Here is a 21,604-nt window from a genome sequence, read left to right on the forward strand (position 1 = left end):
CGGTCAGCGGGGATCCATCACCGTCCCCATGAACAGGGGCATCCCGGTCTCTTCGTGGATGATCTGGTACTGGAACGGCCGGTCGAAGATGAGTTCGACGTCGGGCATCGCCGCACCGGATTCGGCCATCGTGATTTGCGTGACGGCGGCCGCGATAGTGCCCTTTTCGGCCACGGTGATGTTAGCCTCCTGCGCAGCTCCCGAGACGAACAGGTCCGGGCCGATGGGGCTGAAGTCGGGTGCTGGCCCCATCGTTTCGGTGAGGCCCATCCCGCGGAGCAGTGGCAGCAGCTCCTGGTGATACTTGTGGTCCCACTTCGGCAGCACCAGTCCGACGTCGACCGGAGATCCGCTCTCCATTCCCACCCGGACGTCTTTCAGCTGGCCCGCGGTCATCACCGGCGATTCTCCCTCCGCCGGGAGGATCAGACGCATGTGAAAGCCCTCGTTATACGGCAGGTCCACGGCCGACCAGCCAGAACCAGACGCGTAGGTGGCCGTTGTCACCTGACGCATCAGGTCAGTCTGGATGGTTCCCCCGTCCGCGAGGGTGAACGTGCCCGGAGCGGTGTCGGCCGGATCGAAGGGTGTCTCCCATGCGGCGGCGAAGTACACGGTGTTGAGCAGGCTCAACACCGTGTCGGGATCGTAGTCAACCGGTGCCTCGGTGATCCGGCCGCCCGTGTGCCCGCTGATCCAGGAGTTGATGGCGTCCGCCGTGGAACTGTCGCGGTAATCCACCGGGTACACGCCGGAGCCGTACTGGGACGCCAGCGTCTCCAGGAACCCCTCGCCGACCTGCAATCCGACGTCAACGAAGATCCCATTCGCCAGGTGCAGCAAGGGAGTCTCGGGCGGCTCGTCTTCGTCGACCGACCCGGGGTCGCCGTCGTGCTCCTGCCACAGGGCAAGCAGCGCGTTCATCGCCTCGTCGCGATGCTCCGGGGGAAGGCCCAGCACCTCGTCCATTTCGGCTGCCGTCGTCGTCGCCGCACCGGCGCGCAGCATCGAGAGCGCGTAGAGGGCGCTGACCGGGCTGGTGACGGCATTATCGTGCGGGTCCGCGCCAGCGAGCATAACCGCACCCAGGCGGAAGGAGGAGTCCACCAGGCTTGCCGCCGCGTCCGGATGATCGTCCACGCGTTCCACCGCCCGCTCGACGTTCCCGGCACTCAACATCTCGGGGCTGGTCGCCCCGCAGGCTCCAAGGGTCAGGGCGGCGGTAGCCATCAGGGCAGCTGCAGTGATCCTGCGGGGTTCGGCCACGGACTTCCTCCTCCACCACGATGTGAGCGAATGCCACACCTCCCAACGTAGTTCCCCCGCCGGACCAGTGGGACGCTGCCCGGAGCACAATCTGGTTACGGTCAAATAATGTGGCTCAAAGCAACCACTCCCAGCAGCAAACCGGTTAGGCTCGTGCTGTGAATAATGAGACCCCCGCCACAGACACTCCCCTGACCTCGCAGCTTCCCACCCGCGCTGCGACTGCCATCGACGCCGTCGCCGACGCCTACACCGAGACCCTGCTGCAGCTCGATCCGGGCTTCGCCACCGAGCTGGGCTTCCCGGGCCACGAAACCGAGTACCGCGACTACTCCCCCGCCGGGCTGGAAGCCTGGGCCGAGGCCACCAGGGAAACGCTCGGCCGGCTGACCGATCTGGAGCCGGCCGACGACGTCGACAGGGTCACCCTGGACGCCATGCAGGAGCGCCTCGGGCTGGAACTGGAGATCCACGACACGGGAATGAACCTCGCAGACCTGAACAACCTTGCGTCGCCGGCCCAGGAAATCAGGATGATCTTCGACCTGATGCCCACCGACACCGCCGGCCAGTGGGCCCACATCGCCGGTCGCCTCCACAACATCCCGGATGCCCTGGCCGGGTACAGGGTCTCCCTGGCGGCCGGCAGGGACCGCGGCCTGGTCGCTGCCGAACGCCAGATCAGGATTGTGATCGACCAGACCACCAAGTACGCCGAGGATGGCGGCTTCTTTGACGATTTCGTCTCGAACGCGTCCATTGACGACGGCGACCTCCCGGAGCAGGTGCGCCAGGATCTCGTTGCGGGATCGGCCGCGGCCCGCGCAGCCTACCGGAAGCTCGGCGCTTTCCTTCGGGAGGACCTGCTGCCCGCCGCACCCGCCAAGGATGCTGTCGGCCGTGAACACTATGCCCTGATGTCGCGACGGTTCCTGGGCGCCGCAGTCGACCTTGAGGAAACCTACCAGTGGGGAGTCGAGGAACTGGACCGGGTGATCGCCGAGCAGGAAGCGGTCGCCGACGAGATCAAGTCCGGCGCGTCGATCGAAGAGGCGATGAAGATCCTCGACGAGTCCCCCGACCTGCAGTTGCAGGGCGCCGATGCGCTGCAGTCGTGGATGCAGCAGCTCTCGGACAAGGCGGTCTCCGAATTGGCCGGGGTTCACTTCGACATCCCCGACATCATGCGCACCCTTGAGTGCAGGATCGCGCCGACCCATGAGGGTGTCATCTACTACACGGGCCCCAGCGACGACTTTTCCCGGCCGGGACGCATGTGGTGGTCAGTCCCGGAGGGTGAGGATTCCTTCACCACCTGGAAAGAAACCACCACCGTCTATCACGAGGGCGTCCCGGGCCACCACCTGCAGATCGCCACCGCGACCATGCAGCGCGGGCTCCTCAACAACTGGCGCCGCAACGCCGTCTGGGTCTCCGGCCATGGTGAGGGCTGGGCCCTGTACGCCGAGCGGCTGATGCAGGAACTGGGGTACCTCAACCATCCCGGCGAACGGCTGGGCATGCTCGACGCGCAGCGGATGCGTGCGGCACGTGTGGTCTTCGACATTGGGGTCCACCTGGAGCTTGAGGTCCCCGAACGGTGGGGTACCGGCACCTGGACCCCCGACAAGGGGTACGACTTCCTCAAACGGAACATCGCCATCACCGAGGGTTCACTGGACTTCGAGTTCAACCGTTACCTGGGCTGGCCGGGTCAGGCCCCGTCCTACAAGATCGGGCAGCGGCTCTGGGAACAGATCCGCGACGAGGTCAAGGAACGCGAAGGTGAGGCGTTCAACCTGCGCGGCTTCCACACCCGGTCCCTGAACCTCGGGTCGGTCGGGCTGGACACCCTGCGCCGCGCACTTGTGGGCTAACCGGTCCGAATCGAGCGACGGGGTCAACCTGGACCTCCGTGGGTAAAATGTTCACCCCGGATGTCTTGGTTGACCCCCTGAACGCGGTTGGGGGCGCCGCGCTGAAGTGTTTAGGCTGAAGCTATGACTTCCCGCCTGATTCTCGCCTCCGCCTCCCCCGCCCGCGCCAAGGTCCTGTCCGACGCCGGCATCCGCCACTCGGTGCTGGTCTCCGACGTGGATGAGGACGCCGTCGCCGCCCAGTACGGACCGCTCGACGCGTTCGACACCTCCCTGCTCCTGGCCCGGGCCAAGGCTGAGGCGGTGGCGTCAACTGACGGATCCGAGGGCGCGCTGGTAATCGGCTGCGACTCGATCTTCGAGTTCGACGGCGAGGCGCACGGCAAGCCGTGGGAGCCTGAGATCGCGCGTGCCCGGATCCGGCGCATGAGCGGCTCTGTTGGCGTCCTGCACACCGGGCACTGGTTGGTTGATACGCGTGACCCGTCCGACGGCGGATCGGGTGCCACGGTGGGCGCCGTCGCCTCAGCGTCGGTGCACTTCGCGCAGCTGACCATGGACGAGATCGACGCCTACGTGGCCACTGGCGAACCCCTCCAGGTGGCCGGGTCCTTCACCATCGACGGCCTGGGCGGGGCGTTCATCACCCGGGTCGATGGCGATCCTCACGCCGTCATCGGACTGAGCGTGTCAACGCTCAGGGGGCTGCTCGGGTCGGCGAACCTGACCGTGATGGATTTCTGGGGCTAGCCGCGCAAGCCCGGGACCCTTTGTAGCATCCCTACAAAGAAAGTACCCGCCACACGCGCTATCCGCATGGATTATGGGCAGAGACAACAATATGGCGCTAGGCTCCAAACAGATACGAAGGAGCCAGACCACACCATGAGCGAGTCCATTTCCGCTGCAGTAAACCCCGTTTCCAAGGTCCTGATCGCCAACCGCGGCGAAATTGCCGTGCGCATCATCCGGGCAGCCCGCGACGAGGGACTGGCCTCGGTCGCCGTGTACGCCGACCCGGACCGGGAGGCCCTGCACGTCCGGCTCGCCGATGAGGCCTACGGCCTGGGCGGCAACACTGCCGCCGAGTCCTACCTGGTGATGGACCGCATCCTTGAGGCGGCGCAGCGCAGCGGCGCCGATGCCATTCATCCCGGCTACGGTTTCCTGTCCGAGAACGCCGAGTTCGCGCGCCGGGTGATCGACGCCGGGATCACCTGGATCGGGCCCTCCCCCGACGCCATCTCCCAACTCGGGGACAAGGTCAAAGCCCGCCACATCGCCGAGAAAGTCGGCGCGCCGCTGGTGCCCGGCACCAAGGATCCGGTTGGTTCAGTCCGCGAAGTCCAGGATTTCGCCGACGAGTTTGGGCTCCCCCTCGCCATCAAGGCAGCCTTCGGCGGCGGCGGACGCGGCATTAAGGTGGTCCGGGACGCAGCCGATATTCCCGAAGCCTACGAATCGGCAGTCCGCGAAGCAACTGCGGCGTTCGGGCGGGGTGAGTGCTTCGTGGAACGATTCCTCGACGCACCCCGCCACGTCGAAACCCAGTGCCTGGCCGACGCCCACGGGAACGTGGTCGTCGTCTCCACCCGCGACTGCTCGCTGCAGCGCCGCAACCAGAAGCTGGTCGAGGAAGCCCCTGCCCCGTTTCTCAGCGAGGACCAGAACCGCCGGCTCTACGAGGCATCCAAGGCCATCCTGCGCGAGGCCGGCTACCAGGGCGCCGGAACGTGCGAGTTCCTCGTCGGCCAGGACGGCACCATCTCCTTCCTCGAGGTCAATACCCGGCTTCAGGTGGAGCACCCTGTCTCGGAGGAAGTGACGGGCATCGACCTGGTCCGGGAACAGTTCCGCCTCGCCCGGGGCGAGGCCCTGGGCTACGGAGACCCCGAGGTGCGTGGCCACTCCTTCGAATTCCGTATCAACGGCGAGGACGCCGGGCGCAACTTCATGCCCGCCCCCGGCACGGTCCAGACCCTTACCCTCCCCACCGGCCCCGGCATCAGGGTCGACTCAGGCATCGAAGCCGGCGAGGTGATCGGCGGAAACTTCGACTCCATGCTGGCAAAGCTCATCGTCACCGGCGCCACCCGGGGCCAGGCACTGCAGCGGGCACGCCGTGCCCTGACGGAAATGCGGGTCACCGGCATGCCCACGGTGTTGCCGTTCCACGCCGCCGTCGTCGCCGATCCCGCGTTCGCCCCGGCGGACGGTCCCTTCACGGTCCACACCCGCTGGATCGAAACCGAGTTCGTCAACACCATCGAGCCGTGGGCGCCCGGGGACCCGCAGGATTCGGCGTCCGACGACGACGGCGCCCGCCAACGCATCACCGTTGAGGTAGCCGGTAAACGGCTCGAGGTGGTGCTTCCCGCAGGACTCGGCGGCAGCGGCCGTCAGGCGTCGGCAGGGAAGCCGAAGAAGGCGCTGCGCGCCCGCGGCGGTTCAGCGGCGGCCGCGGACGGCGACGACCTCACCTCGCCCATGCAGGGCACCATCGTAAAGGTGGCAGTGTCCGACGGTGACCTCGTCGCCGAGGGTGACCTGATTGTTGTGCTGGAAGCAATGAAGATGGAACAACCCCTCACCGCGCACAAGTCGGGGACCCTGTCGGGGCTCAGTGCCTCACCGGGCGATACGGTGGCTGCTGGCTCGGTCATCGCCGCTATTTCCGACTAGCCGCAGCACGGCTGCCCACCAGCGTCACGCCCCGATGGGCAGGGACTTCCAGGCCCACCAGGGTCCCCGGGTGACCGGGCAGGTAAGCACGCTAGCCGCCGTCGTCGCGCTTGTCCTGCTCGCGTTCGGCCTCTTTATCAAGCTTTTCCTGTTCCTGCTGTTGTTTTTCCTGCTCGCGCTCGGCGTCGCGCTGCTCTTTCTCGGTCTGCTCCCCGGCTTCATCGTCGTCCCCGTCATCGGAGTCCTCAGGAGGGGCCGCGGGGTCGGGAATAGCGGTAGGGCTGGGTGCTTCGGTGGGCTCGGGTGCCGGCGAGTTTTCCGGCGTGTTGGTGGCGGGCTCCGGGACCGGTTCCACGGGGGCCGCGGGGGCCGCGGGGGCCGCGGGATCAGGCTGTCCGACCTCGGCCGCGATCGCAACCAGCAGTTCATCGATGGTCGACTGGATCTGCACCGCACGGTCAGCAGTGACAGTCCCCTGCCCCTGGGCCACGGTGACCGTCTGGCGGAGGTCGGTGGCCAGCTGGGTGGCGCCTGCCTGATCTCCCGCCGCGGCAGCTGTGGCGATGTCCCGGACCGAGGCCTGGAACCCGGCTGCGGCACCTGATTCAAGATCCGGAGTGCCGCACCCGGCCAGCAGGAGCGCAGTGGAGAGGGACGCAGCCGCCCAGTAGTGTGCCCGACGCCTCATGGTTGCACCTCTTCATAGAGTTCCTGGAGTAGTTCGCCCGTGATGCCCGGCACCGCTGGCAGTTCTTCGACCGGTTCCGTTCCCCCCGGGTTCAGGCCTGCCATCACCGCTACGCCGATGACCAGCGCTGCGACGGCGGCAAGCACACCGACCAGCCAGCGGCCGCGGGGCCTCCGGCGTCCCGGGGGAACACTTGACACGGCCGGGGACGGGCGACGTGAACCAGCTGGCCGCGCAACAGCGGCCGGCTGGTTAACGGTTCCCTGGGCGACCGTCGCCGGCTCGGGGGCCAGCGGCTGGGATGCCGCCATCACGGCAGTCGCCATCACCGGGATGACCGGGGACACGGCGGTCCGCGCTGGCTGATGGGGCGGCTCATCAGGCAGGGACAACTGAAAAGGCCTGCCGGCTGACCCAACGCTGCCGAGCACTTCGGTGCGGGGTTCGGGGTGCTGCCACTGGGCAAACTCGGCTGCTACGGCCCCGGCGGTGGGCCGGTCGTCCGGGTTGTCGGCGGTCATCCGCGCGAGCAGGGACTGCCAGTCCGGCCCGCATGCCGTGGGGATGGACGGGGCACGGTGCAGCCGTGCGACTGCCGCTTCCAGGCTCGTCCCGGGGTAGGCCCGCGCACCGGTCAGCGATTCCAGCAGCACCAGCCCGAGTGAGTAGATATCGGTGGGGGTGCCGATCGCACCCCCGCGGGCCTGTTCGGGGCTGAGGTAGGCTGCCGTGCCGACCGTCTGCCCGGTGGCGGTCTGCCGCGCCGCATCGTAGAACCGTGCAATCCCGAAGTCGGTGAGCAGATAACCGAAGACCCCGCTCTCCGGTTCGGTGCTCCGCGTCAGAATGTTGGACGGCTTGATGTCCCGATGCAGGATTCCCCGCTGATGGATATAGGCGAGGGTCCGTGCCACATCCCAGCCGGCCAGCCGCACCGATTCGGGAGCCAGCGGGCCTCCGGACAGGACAGCACCAAGATCGGGCCCCTCAATCAGTTCCATCACCAGATAGGTGGATCCCGACGACGATTCCGACGCGTCCATGTCCAGTACCCTCACCAGCCCGGGATGATGCAGCCCCGCCAGGAGCCGTGCTTCGTCGGATCCGCGGGAGACGCCGTCGGCCGCTCCCGGACGGAACAGCTTCACCGCGACGTCCCTCCCGAGGCGGGTGTCCCGGGCCCGGTACACCTCGGCCATTCCTCCGACGCCCACCACGCCACCGAGCAGGTAGCGCCCGTCCGCCAGTGATTGGGTACTCATGCCGCCTCCGCTGGTTTGGTTCACCGACCGATTCTACGTGGGCGCCCGCGGGTACGGGTCAACAGGTGCACAGACGACGACGGCGCAGCACCAGTGGGTGCCGCGCCGTCGTCGTCTGTCAGCCGGGTCAGTCAGCCGGGGTTATGCAGCCTGGTCAGGCGACGTTGTTGTCGTAGTCGTGGTCGCGGGTTTCGCGGCTCAACCAGAGAGCAATGAACGTCGCAACAGCTGCCAGGCTGAGATACAGGCCAACCAGCAGAGTGCTGCCGTCAGCCAGTTGCCATAGGGCGATAGCGACGAACGACGCCGGTGCGGCGCCGATCACGCTGGACATGTTGTAGGCGACAGCCGAACCGGTGTATCTGACGTTGGCCGGGAACAGCTCGGGCAGGATGGCCGCCATCGGGCCGAAGGTGAGCCCCATCAGGATGAACCCGATGATGAGCAGAGCCATCGCGCCGGTGGTCCCCGCACCGAACAGGGGAACCCAGGTGAACCCGAACAGGGCGATGCCGATGGTGGTGGCCATCAGCATTTTCCGGCGGCCGAACTTCTCGGCCAGCGGACCCGATACCAGGGTGAAGATGCCGAAGAACACCACACCGACAATGAGCATGACGAGGAAATCCCCACGCGCAATCCCGAGCCCGGGAACGAAAGCCTCGGCGGCGGCGTCGTCGAAGCCGCGGCCGGCAGCCTCGGCGGCTGCCCGGGCGTCCTCGACCGAGGCGGGGGTGGTCCCGAAGGTCAGGGTGAAGGCGGTCATCAGGTAGAACAGCACATAGGTGGCGAACATGATGAACGTGCCGAGCAGCAGGGCACGCCACTGGTGCTTGAACACGCTGGCCAGGGGCAGCTTGACTACCTTGCCCTTGTCCTTGACCTGCTGGAAGGAATGGCTCTCAATGAGTTTGAGCCGCACGTAGAGTCCAACGATCACCAGGACAGCACTGAGCAGGAACGGTACCCGCCAGCCCCAGGCCAGGAACTCCTCTTCGCTGAGGGTGGCGTTGAGGTAGACGAAGAGCAGGTTGGCGAGGATGAAGCCGATCGGTGCGCCCAGTTGCGGGAACGTGCCGTAGACGGCGCGCTTGTTTTTCGGGGCGTTCTCGGTGGCCAGCAGCGCAGCGCCGCTCCATTCACCACCCAGGGCCAGGCCCTGGAAGAACCGCAGCAGGACCAGCAGCGCGGGAGCGAGAATGATCCAGCCATCCACCTGGGCGGTCGGCAGCACCCCGATGAGGAAGGTGGCAATGCCCATGGTGAGCAGGGACGCCACGAGCGTCCCCTTTCGCCCAATCCGGTCACCATAGTGCCCGAAGATGATCGACCCGAGCGGCCGCGCCACGAAGGCGACGCCGAAGACGGCAAAGGAGCTCAGGATGGCGTTGGCTGGAGTGGCATCCGGGAAGAACAGGGCCGGGAAGACCAGCACCGATGCCGTGGCATAGATGTAGAAGTCATAGAACTCGATGGTGGTGCCGATCAGGCTCGCGAAGATGACGCGACCCTTGGGATTCTTCGGCGTTGCTGCACCGGCATCCACGGCGGACGGGGTTGTTGACATGTCTGCGGCTTTCTCTCACTACGGCGGCCTGCGGGCACCGCGATCAGGTGGTTGAATGCATCAATCAGACCAGTTAGGTCCAACAGGTGGATAAATTTGTCCAGTATATGGACGGCGTATCTCAGACACAGGGTACCCCACCCCGTTCGCCGCGGGACCTGAGTGGTCCGAAACTTTGCCTACAGGCGGACGTGGAGCCGTCGCGCTGCCTCGGAGATGGAGCCGGTCAGCGACGGGTAAACGGTGAAGGTGTTCGCCACGTCGTCGACATGCAGTTTCTTGGTCACGGCCAGTGCCAGCGGAAAAATGAGCTCCGAGGCACGGGGGCCGACCACCACGCCGCCGATCACGGTGCCCGATCCCTTGCGGGAAATGATCTTCACAAACCCGTCGGTGACGTTCATCATTTTCGCCCGGGCATTGGTGTGGAGGGAGAGCTTGACGACGTCGCCCTGGTACCTGCCGGATTCGACGTCGGCCTCGGAGACACCCACCGTGGCAATTTCGGGGGCGGTGAAGATGTTGGAGGCAACCTGCTTCAGTTTCAGCGGGGTGACGCTGTCGCCCATCAGGTGCGCCATGGCGATCCGGCCCTGCATGGCAGCGACCGATGCGAGTGCCAGCACCCCGGTGCAGTCCCCGGCAGCGTAGACGTTCGGCGCGGAGGTGCGGGACACGCCGTCCACCTTGATGTGGCCCGACTCGGTGAGCTGGACGCCCGCTTCCTCAAGCCCGATCCCGGCCGTGTTGGGGATTGATCCGACGGCAATGAGGCAGTGGCTGCCCTCCACGGTCCGGCCGTCGGACAGGGTGACGACGACGCCGTCGCCCACCCGCTCCACGCCCTGGGCCCGGCATTCGGAGAGCACTGTCATTCCGCGGTTCCTGAACACGTTTTCGAGCACCTCGGCGGCGTCAGCATCCTCGCCGGGAAGCACCCGGTCGCGGCTGGAGATCAGGGTGACCTTGGAGCCCAGACCGTCATACGCGGAGGCGAACTCGGCGCCGGTGACTCCCGAGCCGACCACGATCAGGTTCGTGGGGACCTCGGTGAGGCTGTAGAGCTGGGTCCAGTTGAAGATGCGTTCGCCGTCGGGCTGGGCGGTGGGAAGTTCCCTGGGATGCGCGCCGACGGAAAGCAGGATGGCGTCGGCCTCGATGATCGTGGTGTCCCCGTCTGCGGTGACCTCAAGACGGTGGTTGTCGAGCAGCTTCCCTTCACCGATGAAGATTTTCACTCCCACCCGTTCCAGCGCGCGGGTAATGTCCGCCGACTGCTCACCGGCGAGCTTGAGGAGCCGCGCGTTGACCTGCCCGAGATCGGCGTAGGCGGCCTCGGTGTTCTCGAAGCGGACCCCCAGTTCGTGCGCCGACGCGACCCGGGCCATGATGTCGGCTGTCGCGATCAGCGTCTTGGACGGTACAACATCGGTCAGGACCGCCGCTCCGCCGAGCCCCTGCCGTTCAACAATGGTGACGCTGGCCCCGAGGGACGCGGCGACCATTGCCGCCTCATAGCCGCCGGGCCCGCCGCCCAGGATAGCGATTCGAAGGGCACTGAAATCAAGTTGGCTGGTCACAACTGTCCATTCTGTCCTATCCCCGCCGCCCGCTCAAACGGTCGGGCTACCCTCCCTGCCCCTTGTCCCGGTGGCCGCGGGCCGGGAACTGAGGGTAAGTTTGATCAGTGATCGAGAACCCCACGTCAATGACGCCGACAGACCCCTTCGACCTGGCACGCGCCGCTGCCGACCATATTGCCGCCCACACCGGCGTCGAAAGCCACGACATTGCTCTGGTGTTGGGCTCCGGTTGGGGCGAGGCCGCCGAGCTCATCGGTGAGACCACCCACACCCTGCAGGCCTCGGACATTCCGGGCTTTTCAGCCCCGGCGGTCGAGGGCCATGTGGGGACGGTGCGCTCGGTGCTGACGACGTCGGGCAAGCGGGCCCTTGTGGTCGGCTCCCGCACCCACTACTACGAGGGCAAGGGTGTCAGGGCAGTTGTCCACGGTGTGCGGACCGCCGCCGCTGCGGGGGCCAAGGTGATGGTCCTGACCAACGGCTGCGGCGGACTACAGGAACAGTGGACCCCGGGCACACCCGTGCTGATCAGCGACCACCTGAACCTCACCGCCACCTCGCCGCTCGAGGGCGCAACGTTCGTCGACCTCACCGACCTGTACTCCCCCCGGATCCGGGATCTCGCCCGCGAGGTGGATCCTTCCCTCGAGGAGGGTGTCTACGCCCAGTTCACTGGTCCGCACTACGAAACGCCCGCCGAGGTTCGCTTCGCCAGGACGATCGGCGCCGACCTGGTCGGCATGTCGACCGCCCTTGAGGCGATCGCCGCGCGGCACGCCGGCATGGAGGTCTTCGGTATGTCCCTCGTCACCAACCTGGCCGCCGGCATCAGCGCAACACCGCTGAGCCACGCCGAGGTCATCGAATCCGGTGCGGCCGCCGGCCCCCGCATCTCACGTTTACTGGCTGACATCATCAGCCGGCTCTAGCACCAGACCAAAGGTAAGTTACGTCATGACGCACGCCGACCACGAATCACTCCTTGCGACGGCCCGGGCCTGGGCGGCCGAGGACCCGGATCCGCAGACAGCCGCGGAACTGGGGGCGCTGCTGGAGCGGGTTGCCGACGACGACAACCGCGCCGCCGCGACCCAGGAGTTGGAGGACCGCTTCAGCGGACCCCTGCTGTTCGGCACCGCCGGGTTGCGGGCTGCCCTGGGCGCCGGCCCCCACAGGATGAACCGGGTGGTGGTGCGTCGCGCCGCCGCCGGTGTTGCAGCCCATGTGCTGGGCGTCGCCAACGGCGCCTACGTGCCCCGCGCCATCGTCGGCTTCGATGCCCGCCACAACTCACGCATCTTCGCTGAGGAGACCGCTGCGGTTTTCACCGCGGCTGGCATCCAGACTTTCCTGATGCCCAGCGAGCTCCCCACCCCGGTGCTCGCCTACGCGGTCCGTGCCCTGGAGTGCGAGGTGGGCGTCATGGTCACCGCCAGCCACAACCCCCCGCAGGACAACGGATACAAGGTGTACCTCGGTGGCCGGGCCGTTGACGACGCCGGTCGCGGCGCCCAGATCGTCGCTCCGCAGGACACCGAGATCGCCGCCCGCATCGCGGCTGTCGGGCCCCTCAACAGCATCGTCCTCGCCCCCGAGGGCTGGAACGTGCTCCCTGAGAGCATTGCCAAGGATTATGTGACTTCGGTGATCGCCCTGGCCGACCGTGATGGGTTCCCGGCGCGTGACCTCTCGATCGTCCTGACGCCCCTGCACGGGGTGGGCGGCAGGACAGCCCAGGAGGTCCTGGCCGCCGCGGGCTTCGGGACCGTGCATGTGGTCGCCGAGCAGGCCGAACCGGACCCCGACTTCCCCACCGTCGATTTCCCCAACCCGGAAGAACCGGGAGCGCTCGACCTGGCGCTGGCCGCGGCCGTCGCCCAGGACGCCGATCTGGTCCTCGCCAACGACCCCGACGCCGACCGGGTTGCCGTGGCAGCCAAGGACCCGGCGACCGGCGAGTGGCGGATGCTCCGCGGCGACGAGACGGGGGCCCTGCTGGGTCAGCACCTCGCAGCGCGGCGTGCCCACGGTGCCACATCCCCCGGGGCGGGATCCCACAGTGAAGGTACAGTCTTCGCCAATTCAATTGTTTCCTCCCGGCTGCTGGCCCGCGTCGCCGCCACTGCCGGCATCGCCCATGCCGAAACTCTCACCGGGTTCAAATGGATTTCCCGGGTGCCGTCGTTGGCCTACGGCTATGAGGAGGCCCTCGGCTACTGCGTGGCGCCGGATCTGGTCAGGGACAAGGACGGCATCTCGGCCGGCCTGCTGATGGCCGAGCTTGCCGCAGCGACCAAGGCTGAGGGACGCACCCTCTTTGATCTGCTCGACGATCTGTCGCTGGTGCACGGGCTGCACGCCGGGGACCAGCTCTCGGTCAGGGTCGGCACCCTCGGACTGCTCGGTGCGATGATGAACCGGCTGCGCGAGAACCCGCCGCAGTCGTTCGCTGACTCGGCCGTCGACGTCGTCCAGGACCTGTCCCTGGGTCACGCCGGGTTGCCGCCGACGGATGGCCTGCTCTACCTGACCCGGGACGACACCCGGGTGATTATCCGCCCCAGCGGGACCGAGCCGAAGCTGAAATGCTACCTGGAGGTGGTGGAGCCGGTGGAGTTGGCCGCCGAGCTCGACGACGCGAAGCTCACCGCCCGCGCCCGGCTGGACGCCGTCCTGCGCGACGTTGAAGAGTCGCTCGGGCTCTGACCGCTGCGCCAATTGGCGGCGAATCCAGTTATGGTTGAGTCAGTAACGTTTTGAAAAATCTTCGAGGAGACTCCATGTCACACCCAGCGACTTCGGCACCCGCGGAGCGGTCAGCTCAGCGCAAACAGCCCACCCACTCCGGTGAGGGCCATCTGGCCAGCAACCTCGTCACGTTCGCCGTGATGATGGCGCTGTTCCTCGGATCGATTTTCTCGTTGACCTTCTTCGACCAGAACAACGTGTGGGCGTTCGCCGCGTGCCTGGTTCTCTTCTTCCTGGCGTTCTGGATCCCGCAGTCGATCCTGGGCCGCTCCGACACCGGTCCCGCTCTCGCCGAGGGCGACCGCAAGGCCTAGGCAGCACCCAACACCCGGCGTCGGCCCACGAAAAAAGTGGCGGACCCGCAGGAGAGTGGTTGAGTAACCACTCTCCTGCGGGTCCGCCACTTTTTTGCGGGTGGGCGGCTGTGCGGGGGCGCTAGAGCAGGCCCTTGGTGTGCCAGACGGTCTTCGTTTCGGTGAAGAACGTGATCCGGTCGATCGAGGGGGCCCCGGCGTCGGGCCCGGATTCCGGTGGGAGAACCCGTTTCAGGGTCTCGGCTGCGGCGATCTGCAGATCAACCCACTCAAGGTTCTCGGCGCCGAGCAGGTCCAGCGCGTTCACGTCGGCGTGGGACGCCAGCCAGGGTGCAATCTCGGCGGGAGACCCGCTGAGAATATTCACCACACCCGCGGGGACGTCCGAGGTGGCGAGGACTTCCCCGAGGCTCAGGGCCGCCAGCGGTGCCCGCTCGTTGCCGAGCACCACCACGGTGTTGCCGCTGACCAGAACCGGTGCCACGGCGCGGACAAAGCCGAGCAGCGAGCCGGGTCCCTGGGGTGCGATGACTGCGACGACGCCGGTGGGTTCGGGGGTGGACAGGTTGAAGTACGGGCCGGAGACCGGGTTGGCGTTCCCCGCCACCTGGACGTACTTGTCGGCCCAGCCGGCGTACCAGACCCACAGGTCGATGGCCTCGTCCACCTGGGCTGCCGCGGCGGTAGCCGAGACCCCCTCAGAGGCGGCGATTTCGTCGGCGAACTGGGACCGGCGCCCGTCCAGGACCTCGGCGATCCGGTACAGCACCTGGCCGCGGTTGTACCCGGAGGTCCCGGCCCAGCCGCTGACTGCGGCGCGGGCAGCGGTGACGGCGTCGCGAGCGTCCTTGCGTGAGCCCTTGGCGGCGTTGACCGTGTTCAGCATGGGGCCACCCTTCGTGGTTGCTACCTCGTATACCCGTCCGGACTCGCTGCGGACAAACTTTCCGCCGATGTAGAGCTTGTAGGTCTTCGGCACCCCTAGTCGTGCAGCACTCATTTGGAGCCTCCCAGAGGGGTCTTGTTCATGATGGCCGAAACCACTGACGTGCGGGCTGAGGCAGGGGCCAGATACGCGCCCAAACCGTGGCGGCCACCTTCCCTGCCGTACCCGGATTCCTTGTAGCCGCCGAACGGCGAGGCGGGGTCAAACTTGTTGAACGTGTTGGCCCAGATCACCCCGGCGCGCAGCTTGTCGGCGACGGCCAGCACACGGCTGCCCTTGTCCGACCAGATCCCGGCCGAAAGACCGTACGGGGTGTTGTTGGCCTTGGCGATCGCCTCGGCCGGGGTGCGGAACGTCAGGATGGACAGCACCGGCCCGAAAATCTCGTCCCGGGCGATGCGGTGGCTGGTCGACACGTTGGTGAAGATGGTGGGCGGGAACCAGAAGCCCTGCTGCGGCAGGTTGCTGGCCGGGCTCCACCGGTGGGCGCCCTCCTGCTCACCCACGTCGGAGAGCTCGCGCATCCGGCCCAGCTGTGCGGCCGAGTTGATGGCTCCGACGTCGGTGTTCTTGTCGAGCGGGTCGCCGACCCGCAGGGTCGACATGCGGGCCTTGAGCCGTGCCACCACTTCGTCGTGGATCGATTCCTGGACCAGCAGACGCGATCCGGCGCAGCAGACCTGGCCCTGGTTGAAGAAGATCCCGTTGACGATGCCCTCGATGGCCTGGTCGATGGGGGCGTCGTCGAACACGATGTTGGCCCCCTTGCCACCCAGTTCCAGGGTGAGCTTCTTGCCCGTGCCGGCCGTTGAGCGGGCGATGGCCCGGCCGACGGCGGTGGACCCGGTGAAGGCCACCTTGTTCACATCCGGGTGGTTCACCAGGGCGGAACCGGTCGCGCCGGCACCGGTGACGATGTTGACGACACCGGCTGGCAGGTCGGCCTGCTGCAGGATTTCAGCGAACAGCATGGCCGTCAGGGACGTGGTCTCGGCGGGTTTGAGGACCACCGTGTTGCCGGCGGCCAGAGCGGGGGCAATCTTCCACGCCAGCATCAGCAGCGGGAAGTTCCACGGAATCACCTGGGCTGCGACACCGACCGAACGGGGGTTGGGGCCCAGCCCGGCGTGGTCGAGCTTGTCAGCCCACCCGGCGTAGTAGAAGAACCACGCGGCGACCAGGGGCACGTCAACGTCGCGGCTTTCCTTGATCGGCTTGCCGTTGTCGAGTGTTTCCGCGACGGCCAGTTCACGGGAGCGTTCCTGCACCAGGCGTGCGATACGGAACAGGTACTTGCCGCGGTCGGCGCCGGAGAGCTTCGACCAGGTCTTCTCGTAGGCGCGGCGGGCGGCGGCGACGGCGGTGTCGACGTCGGCCTCGTTGGCGCAGGAGATGGTGGTGATGGTCTGCTCGGTGGCAGGGGAAATGGTGGTGAAGGATTCCCCGTTGCCGGGAACGAACTCACCGTTGATGAACAGGCCGTACTCGCTTTTGAGGTCCAGGATGGAGGTGGACTCCGGTGCAGGTGCGTACTCGAGGAAAGTCATGGGTCTAATCCTTAGTCGATCGTGACGTAGGCAGGGCCGGAGTAGCTGCCGCTGGTGAGCTTCTGACGCTGCAGGAGTACGTCATTGAGGAGGCTGGAGGCGCCGAAGCGGAACAGGTCCGGCGTCAGCCAGTCCTCACCGACGGTCTCGGCGACGGTGACCAGGTATTTGATGGCGTCCTTGGAGGTCCGGATTCCACCGGCCGGCTTCACCCCGATCTTTTCCCCAGTGAGCAGGTGCCAGTCCCGGACCACTTCGAGCATCGACAACGTCACCGGGAGGGTGGCCGCGGGGGCCACCTTGCCGGTGGAGGTCTTGATGAAGTCGCCGCCGGCCAGGATGGACAGCCACGAGGCGCGCCGGATGTTGTCGTAGGTGTTGAGCTCCCCGGTTTCGAGGATCACCTTCAGGTGGGCGTAGGAACCGTCGGGTCGGCGGCAGGCTTCCTTCACCGCAACGATCTCGTCGAAGACCAGGCCGTAGCGCCCGGAGAGGAACGCGCCACGGTCAATGACCATGTCGATCTCGTCGGCACCCGCGGCGACAGCGTCGGCGGTGTCCGAAAGCTTCACCGACCGCGATGACCGCCCGGACGGGAACGCGGTGGCCACCGCGGCCACGTTGATGCGGCCCGGCGCGTCAACGTCGTGGGCCCGGCCCAGAGCTGCGACGGCGTAGGGCACCATGTCGCCGTAAACGCAGACCGCTGCGACGCGGGGGGTGGAGAGGTCATCGGCGTCGGGAACCAACGCCTTCGCGACGAGCGACCTGACCTTGCCGGGCGTGTCGGATCCCTCAAGGGTGGTCAGGTCCATCAGGGTGATGATCTTGTCCAGGGCCCAGGCCTTCGAGGTGGTCTTGATCGACCGGGTCCCGAGTGAGGCCGCGCGTGCTTCGAGGCCCACGGCGTCAACGCCGGCGATGCCTTCCAGGTAGCGTGTCAGGGCCTTCTCGGTGAGGTCCCCGCCGATCACTTCCAATGCCCGGGACGCGGGGGCAATGGCGGTGCTCCCGGTGGCAGTAGTTTCCATCGTTGAGTGTTCTCCGTACTTCGATTCGGTGCCGTGCGGGACGGTTCCCACGGCGCCGATCGCGGGCCACGGCTGCGCTGCTGGCGGCTGGTTTCCGGGGGCGGTGGGACAGGGGGTCGTACCCGTAGGGTCGGGTCCGACTTTACCACCGCGCCCCGCCCGCGGCGATGAGCTGTGCGCTGCGGTTCACGACGGCGCTCCGGACCCCTGGAGAGCCGACACGGGAGTACCAGCGCCCGTGAGGTGCCGGGTCCCTGCCTAGTCGGTGAAGATGGCGTCCACCACGTTCTGCGCCCAGACGAGAATGTCGGCGTCCGCGAGGTCCCGCCCGCCCACCGGTGAGGATTTGGGTTTCGGAATCAGGGCGGCGTTCAGGGCCGGTTTCAGGGATGACCCCGGGTACATGCGCTTGAGCCGCATCTCCTTCGACTCCGGCAAGGTGGCCGGGGCGAACTTGATGAAGTTCCCCTGCAGCGCGACGTCGGTCAGGCCGGCGGCCCGCGCCGCCACCCTGAACCGGGCGACGGCGATCAGGTTGATCACCGGTGCCGGCGGCTCCCCGTAGCGGTCGTTGAGTTCCTCGACCACCCCGTCAATCGCCTCAACGGTCAGGGCAGACGCCAGTTTCCGGTAGGCCTCCAGCCGGAGGCGCTCCCCCGGTACGTAGTCGTGGGGCAGGTGCGCGTTGACCGGCAGCTCGATCTTCATCTCGGCTGCCTTCTCCTCGGCCTCGCCGCGGAAGTCAGCCACCGCTTCCCCGACCAGCCTGATGTACAGGTCGAAGCCCACCCCCTGAATGTGGCCGGACTGCTCGCCACCGAGCATGTTCCCGGCGCCGCGGATCTCGAGGTCCTTCATGGCCAGCTGCATGCCCGCGCCCAGCTCGTTGTGCGAGGCGACGGCCTTGAGGCGTTCCAGGGCCACCTCGCCGAGCGGCTTCTCCGAGGGGTAGAGGAAGTAGGCGTAGGCCCGCTCCCGGCCACGGCCCACCCTGCCACGCAGCTGGTGCAGCTGGGACAGGCCATAGTTGTCGGCCCGGTCAACGATCAGGGTGTTGGCGTTGGAGATGTCCAGGCCGGTCTCGATGATCGTGGTGCACACGAGCACGTCGAAGCGTTTCTCCCAGAAGTCGACGATGATCTGCTCCAGCCGGGATTCGCTCATCTGGCCGTGCGCGACGGCGATCCGGGCCTCGGGGACCAGTTCCTTCAGGTGCGCGGCGGTCCGGTCGATCGATGACACCCGGTTGTGGACGAAGAACACCTGCCCTTCACGCATCAGCTCACGCCGCACCGCAGCCGAGGTCTGCTTGTCCGTGTACGGACCCACATAGGTGAGCACCGGGTGGCGTTCCTCAGGCGGGGTGGCAAGGGTCGACGTTTCCCTGATGCCGGTCAGCGACATCTCCAGGGTCCGCGGGATCGGCGTCGCACTCATGGCAAGGACGTCCACATTGGTGCGCATCTTCTTCAGCGCCTCCTTGTGCTCCACCCCGAAGCGCTGCTCCTCGTCAACGATCACCAGGCCCAGATCCTTGAACTGCACCTGGTTGGAGAGCAGCCGGTGGGTGCCGATGACGACGTCGACGGCACCCGAGGCGATTCCCTCGGTGGTTTCCCGGGATTCCTTGGCACTCTGGAACCGGGAGAGGGGTTTGACCCGGACCGGGAAACCGGAGAACCGTTCGGAGAAGGTTTCGTTGTGTTGCTGCACCAGCAGGGTGGTGGGGACCAGGACGGCCACCTGTTTGCCGTCCTGCACGGCCTTGAACGCTGCGCGCACCGCGATCTCGGTCTTGCCGTAGCCGACGTCGCCGGAGACCAGGCGGTCCATCGGCACTTCGCGTTCCATGTCCGCTTTGACCTCGTTGATGGTGGTCAACTGGTCAGGGGTCTCGATGTAGGGGAAGGCTTCCTCCAGCTCGCGCTGCCACGGGGTGTCGGTGGAGAACGCGAAGCCGCGCGATGCCATCCGCGCCGAGTACAGCCGGATCAGTTCGCCGGCGATCTCCTTGACCGCCTTGCGTGCCTTGGACTTGGTGCTGGCCCAGTCGGAGCCGCCCATCTTGCTCAGCGCCGGGGCGTCGCCGCCCACGTAGCGGGTGACCTGGTCCAGTTGGTCAGTCGGCACGAACAGGCGGTCGCCCGGGGCGCCCCGCTTGGACGGCGCGTATTCGAGCAGGAGGTATTCGCGGACGGTTTTCGTGGGGCCGGCGCCCGTGGCACGCTGCAGCAGTTCCACGAACCGCGCGACGCCGTGCTGTTCGTGCACCACGTAGTCGCCTTCACGCAGTTGCAGCGGGTCGACGGCGTTCCGCCGTTTGGACGGCATTTTGCGCATGTCGCGGGTGCCTGAGGCGGTGGTCCGTCCCAGCAGGTCAGCCTCGGTCAGCAACCCCAGCTTGAGAGAGTCGAGCACGAAACCCCTGCCCGCAGAGGCAGTAGTGATCTCGATGATTCCCGGTTGCGGCGGCGAGTCGAGGGAGTCCACCCGGGCGGCCGGAATGTCGTTGTCGTGGAACAGTTCGGCCAGCCGTGCCGCAGGCCCTGGACCCTCCGTGGCGACGACCACCCGCCACTGGTCCCTGACCCTCTTCCCCAGGAACTCCATCATTTCCGCCACATCGCCCTGATAGCCGCGCGGCTCTCGCGCGTGCACGGAGAACGTGTCGATCTCGGGGAGCAGGTCCTGCAGCGAATCGTCCGAGGCGAAGGAGGTGATGGACCACCAGGCGACGTCGTTGGCCAGCGCCGACGACCGGGTGTCGGTCAGCGACCTGAAGCTCGCCGTCTGCAAATTCGCGCCCAGCGTCCCGCCCAGGTCCAGTGGTGCGGCGCCGCCGTCGGACGCCGTCGCCCAGGCCGCCTCCAGGAACTCCTCGTTGGTGGCCGCGAGGTCGTGGGCGCGGGTGCGCACTTTCTCGGGTTCGATGACGACGGCGATCGACCCGGCGGGCAGCTCACCCACCAACGGCACCATGGCATCCACCAGCACCGGGGCCAGCGACTCCATCCCTTCGACGGCAATCCCGCCCGCGATCTTTTCCAGCATGGCCGCGGCCGCCGGCAGAACCGGCTGCAAGTGGGCGGCCCGGGACATCACCGACGGGGTGATGAGGATTTCACGGCAGGGTGGCGCGAACAGTGCTGCCGGACTGCCGTCCTCCTCACGCACCAGCGAGCGCTGGTCGGCGACCGCGAACCAGCGCATCGCCTCCACTTCGTCACCGAAGAACTCGACCCGGATGGGGTGGTCCTCGGTGGGCGGGAACACATCGATGATCCCGCCCCGGACGGCGAACTCGCCGCGATGGGTGACCATGTCGACCCGCGCGTAGGCGGCGTCGGACAGGGCTCGCACCACATCCGAAAAAGCAGCGTCCTGACCCACCGTGAGCGTGACAGGCAGCAGGTCGCCGAGCCCGGCGACGAGGGGCTGCACCACTGCACGGATTGGCGCCACGATGATCCGCACCGGCTTGCCCCCGGGGTGCGCCAGGCGCCGTAGCACCGAGAGCCGCCGACCCACGGTGTCCGACCGGGGAGACAACCGTTCATGGGGTAGCGTTTCCCAGCTCGGGAATTCCTCGATGTCCGACACCGGCAGGTAGCTTCGGAGGGCGGCTGCCAAATCCTCGGCCTCGCGGCCGGTGGCGGTGACGGCCAGCACTGCGGGAACCCTGCCACCCGCACCGCCTCCCGACTGTGCGCTTCCCGCGGTGGGCAGGCCGTCAACCATCTCAGCCAGGAGCGCCGCGCGCAGGCCGGCGGGGGCACCGATCTGCAGGTCAGTGTTGCGTTCCGGCACGGCGGTCGACGCGTTGATGCGCACCCGGGCGAAGGAGGAGTCTTCGCTGAGGGCGGCACGCAGTCCGTTCAGGCTCAATGGTTCTCCTACAGAATCCGCCGGGCCGGCGACGTGCCTGACCCGAGTTCAACAAATGTGTACGGCTGGGAAATCTTCAACGCAAAAGCCCGAAATTCTGTCGAATCCCGGGTACCCTCCCAGCCTACCCTGCACCACCCCCGCATCCAGCGTCACCGTCCTCCCCCGGGCACCGTCCTGCTCTAGGATGGGTGGGACGCAAACCGCT

General features: G+C 67.1%; 15 protein-coding genes. 6 read left to right on the forward strand and 9 right to left on the reverse strand.

Going from position 1 to position 21,604, the window contains the following annotated elements:
- Positions 1-3: 3 nt before the first annotated feature.
- Positions 4-1,266 carry a serpin family protein gene (locus IWX62_RS09595; RefSeq protein ID WP_333483331.1) on the reverse strand — a complete coding sequence of 421 codons (1,263 nt, stop codon included), beginning with the start codon at positions 1,264-1,266 and terminating at the stop codon, positions 4-6.
- Positions 1,267-1,424: 158 nt separating this feature from the next.
- On the opposite strand from IWX62_RS09595, the gene IWX62_RS09600 reads away from it, so the two are divergent.
- From IWX62_RS09600 to IWX62_RS09610, 3 genes are all read left to right on the forward strand, one after another.
- Positions 1,425-3,143 carry a DUF885 domain-containing protein gene (locus IWX62_RS09600; protein WP_442859252.1) on the forward strand — a complete coding sequence of 573 codons (1,719 nt, stop codon included), beginning with the start codon at positions 1,425-1,427 and terminating at the stop codon, positions 3,141-3,143.
- 123 nt (positions 3,144-3,266) lie between these two features.
- On the forward strand, positions 3,267-3,893 hold the full coding sequence (locus IWX62_RS09605; RefSeq protein ID WP_196841160.1) for a Maf family protein: 627 nt from the start codon (positions 3,267-3,269) through the stop codon (positions 3,891-3,893).
- Between the two features lie 135 nt (positions 3,894-4,028).
- Positions 4,029-5,825: an acetyl/propionyl/methylcrotonyl-CoA carboxylase subunit alpha gene (locus IWX62_RS09610; protein ID WP_196841161.1), complete on the forward strand. Its 1,797-nt coding sequence runs from the start codon at positions 4,029-4,031 to the stop codon at positions 5,823-5,825.
- Between the two features lie 91 nt (positions 5,826-5,916).
- On the opposite strand, the gene IWX62_RS09615 is transcribed toward IWX62_RS09610, so the two are convergent.
- From IWX62_RS09615 to IWX62_RS09630, 4 genes are all read right to left on the reverse strand, one after another.
- Positions 5,917-6,513, reverse strand: coding sequence for a hypothetical protein (locus IWX62_RS09615; RefSeq protein WP_196841162.1), 597 nt, complete (start codon positions 6,511-6,513; stop codon positions 5,917-5,919).
- Positions 6,510-7,775 carry a serine/threonine-protein kinase gene (locus IWX62_RS09620; protein ID WP_196841163.1) on the reverse strand — a complete coding sequence of 422 codons (1,266 nt, stop codon included), beginning with the start codon at positions 7,773-7,775 and terminating at the stop codon, positions 6,510-6,512. The genes IWX62_RS09615 and IWX62_RS09620 overlap by 4 nt, the downstream gene beginning before the upstream one ends.
- Positions 7,776-7,929: 154 nt before the next feature.
- Positions 7,930-9,342 carry an MFS transporter gene (locus tag IWX62_RS09625; RefSeq protein WP_196841164.1) on the reverse strand — a complete coding sequence of 471 codons (1,413 nt, stop codon included), beginning with the start codon at positions 9,340-9,342 and terminating at the stop codon, positions 7,930-7,932.
- Positions 9,343-9,521: 179 nt separating this feature from the next.
- Complete coding sequence (locus tag IWX62_RS09630; RefSeq protein WP_196841165.1) at positions 9,522-10,922, reverse strand: NAD(P)H-quinone dehydrogenase; 1,401 nt, start codon at positions 10,920-10,922, stop codon at positions 9,522-9,524.
- Between the two features lie 128 nt (positions 10,923-11,050).
- Between IWX62_RS09630 and IWX62_RS09635 the strand changes: the two genes are divergently transcribed.
- The 3 genes from IWX62_RS09635 to IWX62_RS09645 all read left to right on the forward strand — a co-directional run bounded on the left by IWX62_RS09635 (position 11,051) and on the right by IWX62_RS09645 (position 13,987).
- Entirely contained in the window at positions 11,051-11,854 is an 804-nt protein-coding gene (locus IWX62_RS09635; protein WP_196841215.1) for a purine-nucleoside phosphorylase, read from the forward strand.
- Between the two features lie 25 nt (positions 11,855-11,879).
- On the forward strand, positions 11,880-13,631 hold the full coding sequence (locus tag IWX62_RS09640; RefSeq protein ID WP_196841166.1) for a phospho-sugar mutase: 1,752 nt from the start codon (positions 11,880-11,882) through the stop codon (positions 13,629-13,631).
- A gap of 74 nt (positions 13,632-13,705) precedes the next feature.
- Complete coding sequence (locus IWX62_RS09645; RefSeq protein WP_196841167.1) at positions 13,706-13,987, forward strand: hypothetical protein; 282 nt, start codon at positions 13,706-13,708, stop codon at positions 13,985-13,987.
- Positions 13,988-14,108: 121 nt separating this feature from the next.
- Here the strand turns inward: IWX62_RS09645 and IWX62_RS09650 are convergent, their stop codons facing one another.
- The 4 genes from IWX62_RS09650 to mfd form a co-directional block, all read right to left on the reverse strand.
- Positions 14,109-14,987, reverse strand: a complete 879-nt coding sequence (locus IWX62_RS09650) for an aldehyde dehydrogenase family protein (protein ID WP_196841168.1) — start codon at positions 14,985-14,987, stop codon at positions 14,109-14,111.
- Positions 14,984-16,480, reverse strand: coding sequence for an aldehyde dehydrogenase family protein (locus IWX62_RS09655; protein ID WP_196841169.1), 1,497 nt, complete (start codon positions 16,478-16,480; stop codon positions 14,984-14,986). Before IWX62_RS09655 ends, IWX62_RS09650 begins: the two co-directional genes overlap by 4 nt.
- Positions 16,481-16,491: 11 nt before the next feature.
- Complete coding sequence (gene deoC, locus IWX62_RS09660) at positions 16,492-17,511, reverse strand: deoxyribose-phosphate aldolase (RefSeq protein WP_196841170.1); 1,020 nt, start codon at positions 17,509-17,511, stop codon at positions 16,492-16,494.
- A gap of 258 nt (positions 17,512-17,769) precedes the next feature.
- The gene (gene mfd, locus IWX62_RS09665) at positions 17,770-21,396 is read right to left on the reverse strand and encodes a transcription-repair coupling factor (RefSeq protein ID WP_196841171.1); all 3,627 of its coding nucleotides are present in this window, start codon (positions 21,394-21,396) and stop codon (positions 17,770-17,772) included.
- Positions 21,397-21,604 lie beyond the last annotated feature (208 nt).

Origin of the sequence: Arthrobacter sp. CAN_A1 (genome assembly GCF_015751665.1) — a bacterium.
Lineage (GTDB): Bacteria > Actinomycetota > Actinomycetes > Actinomycetales > Micrococcaceae > Arthrobacter_D.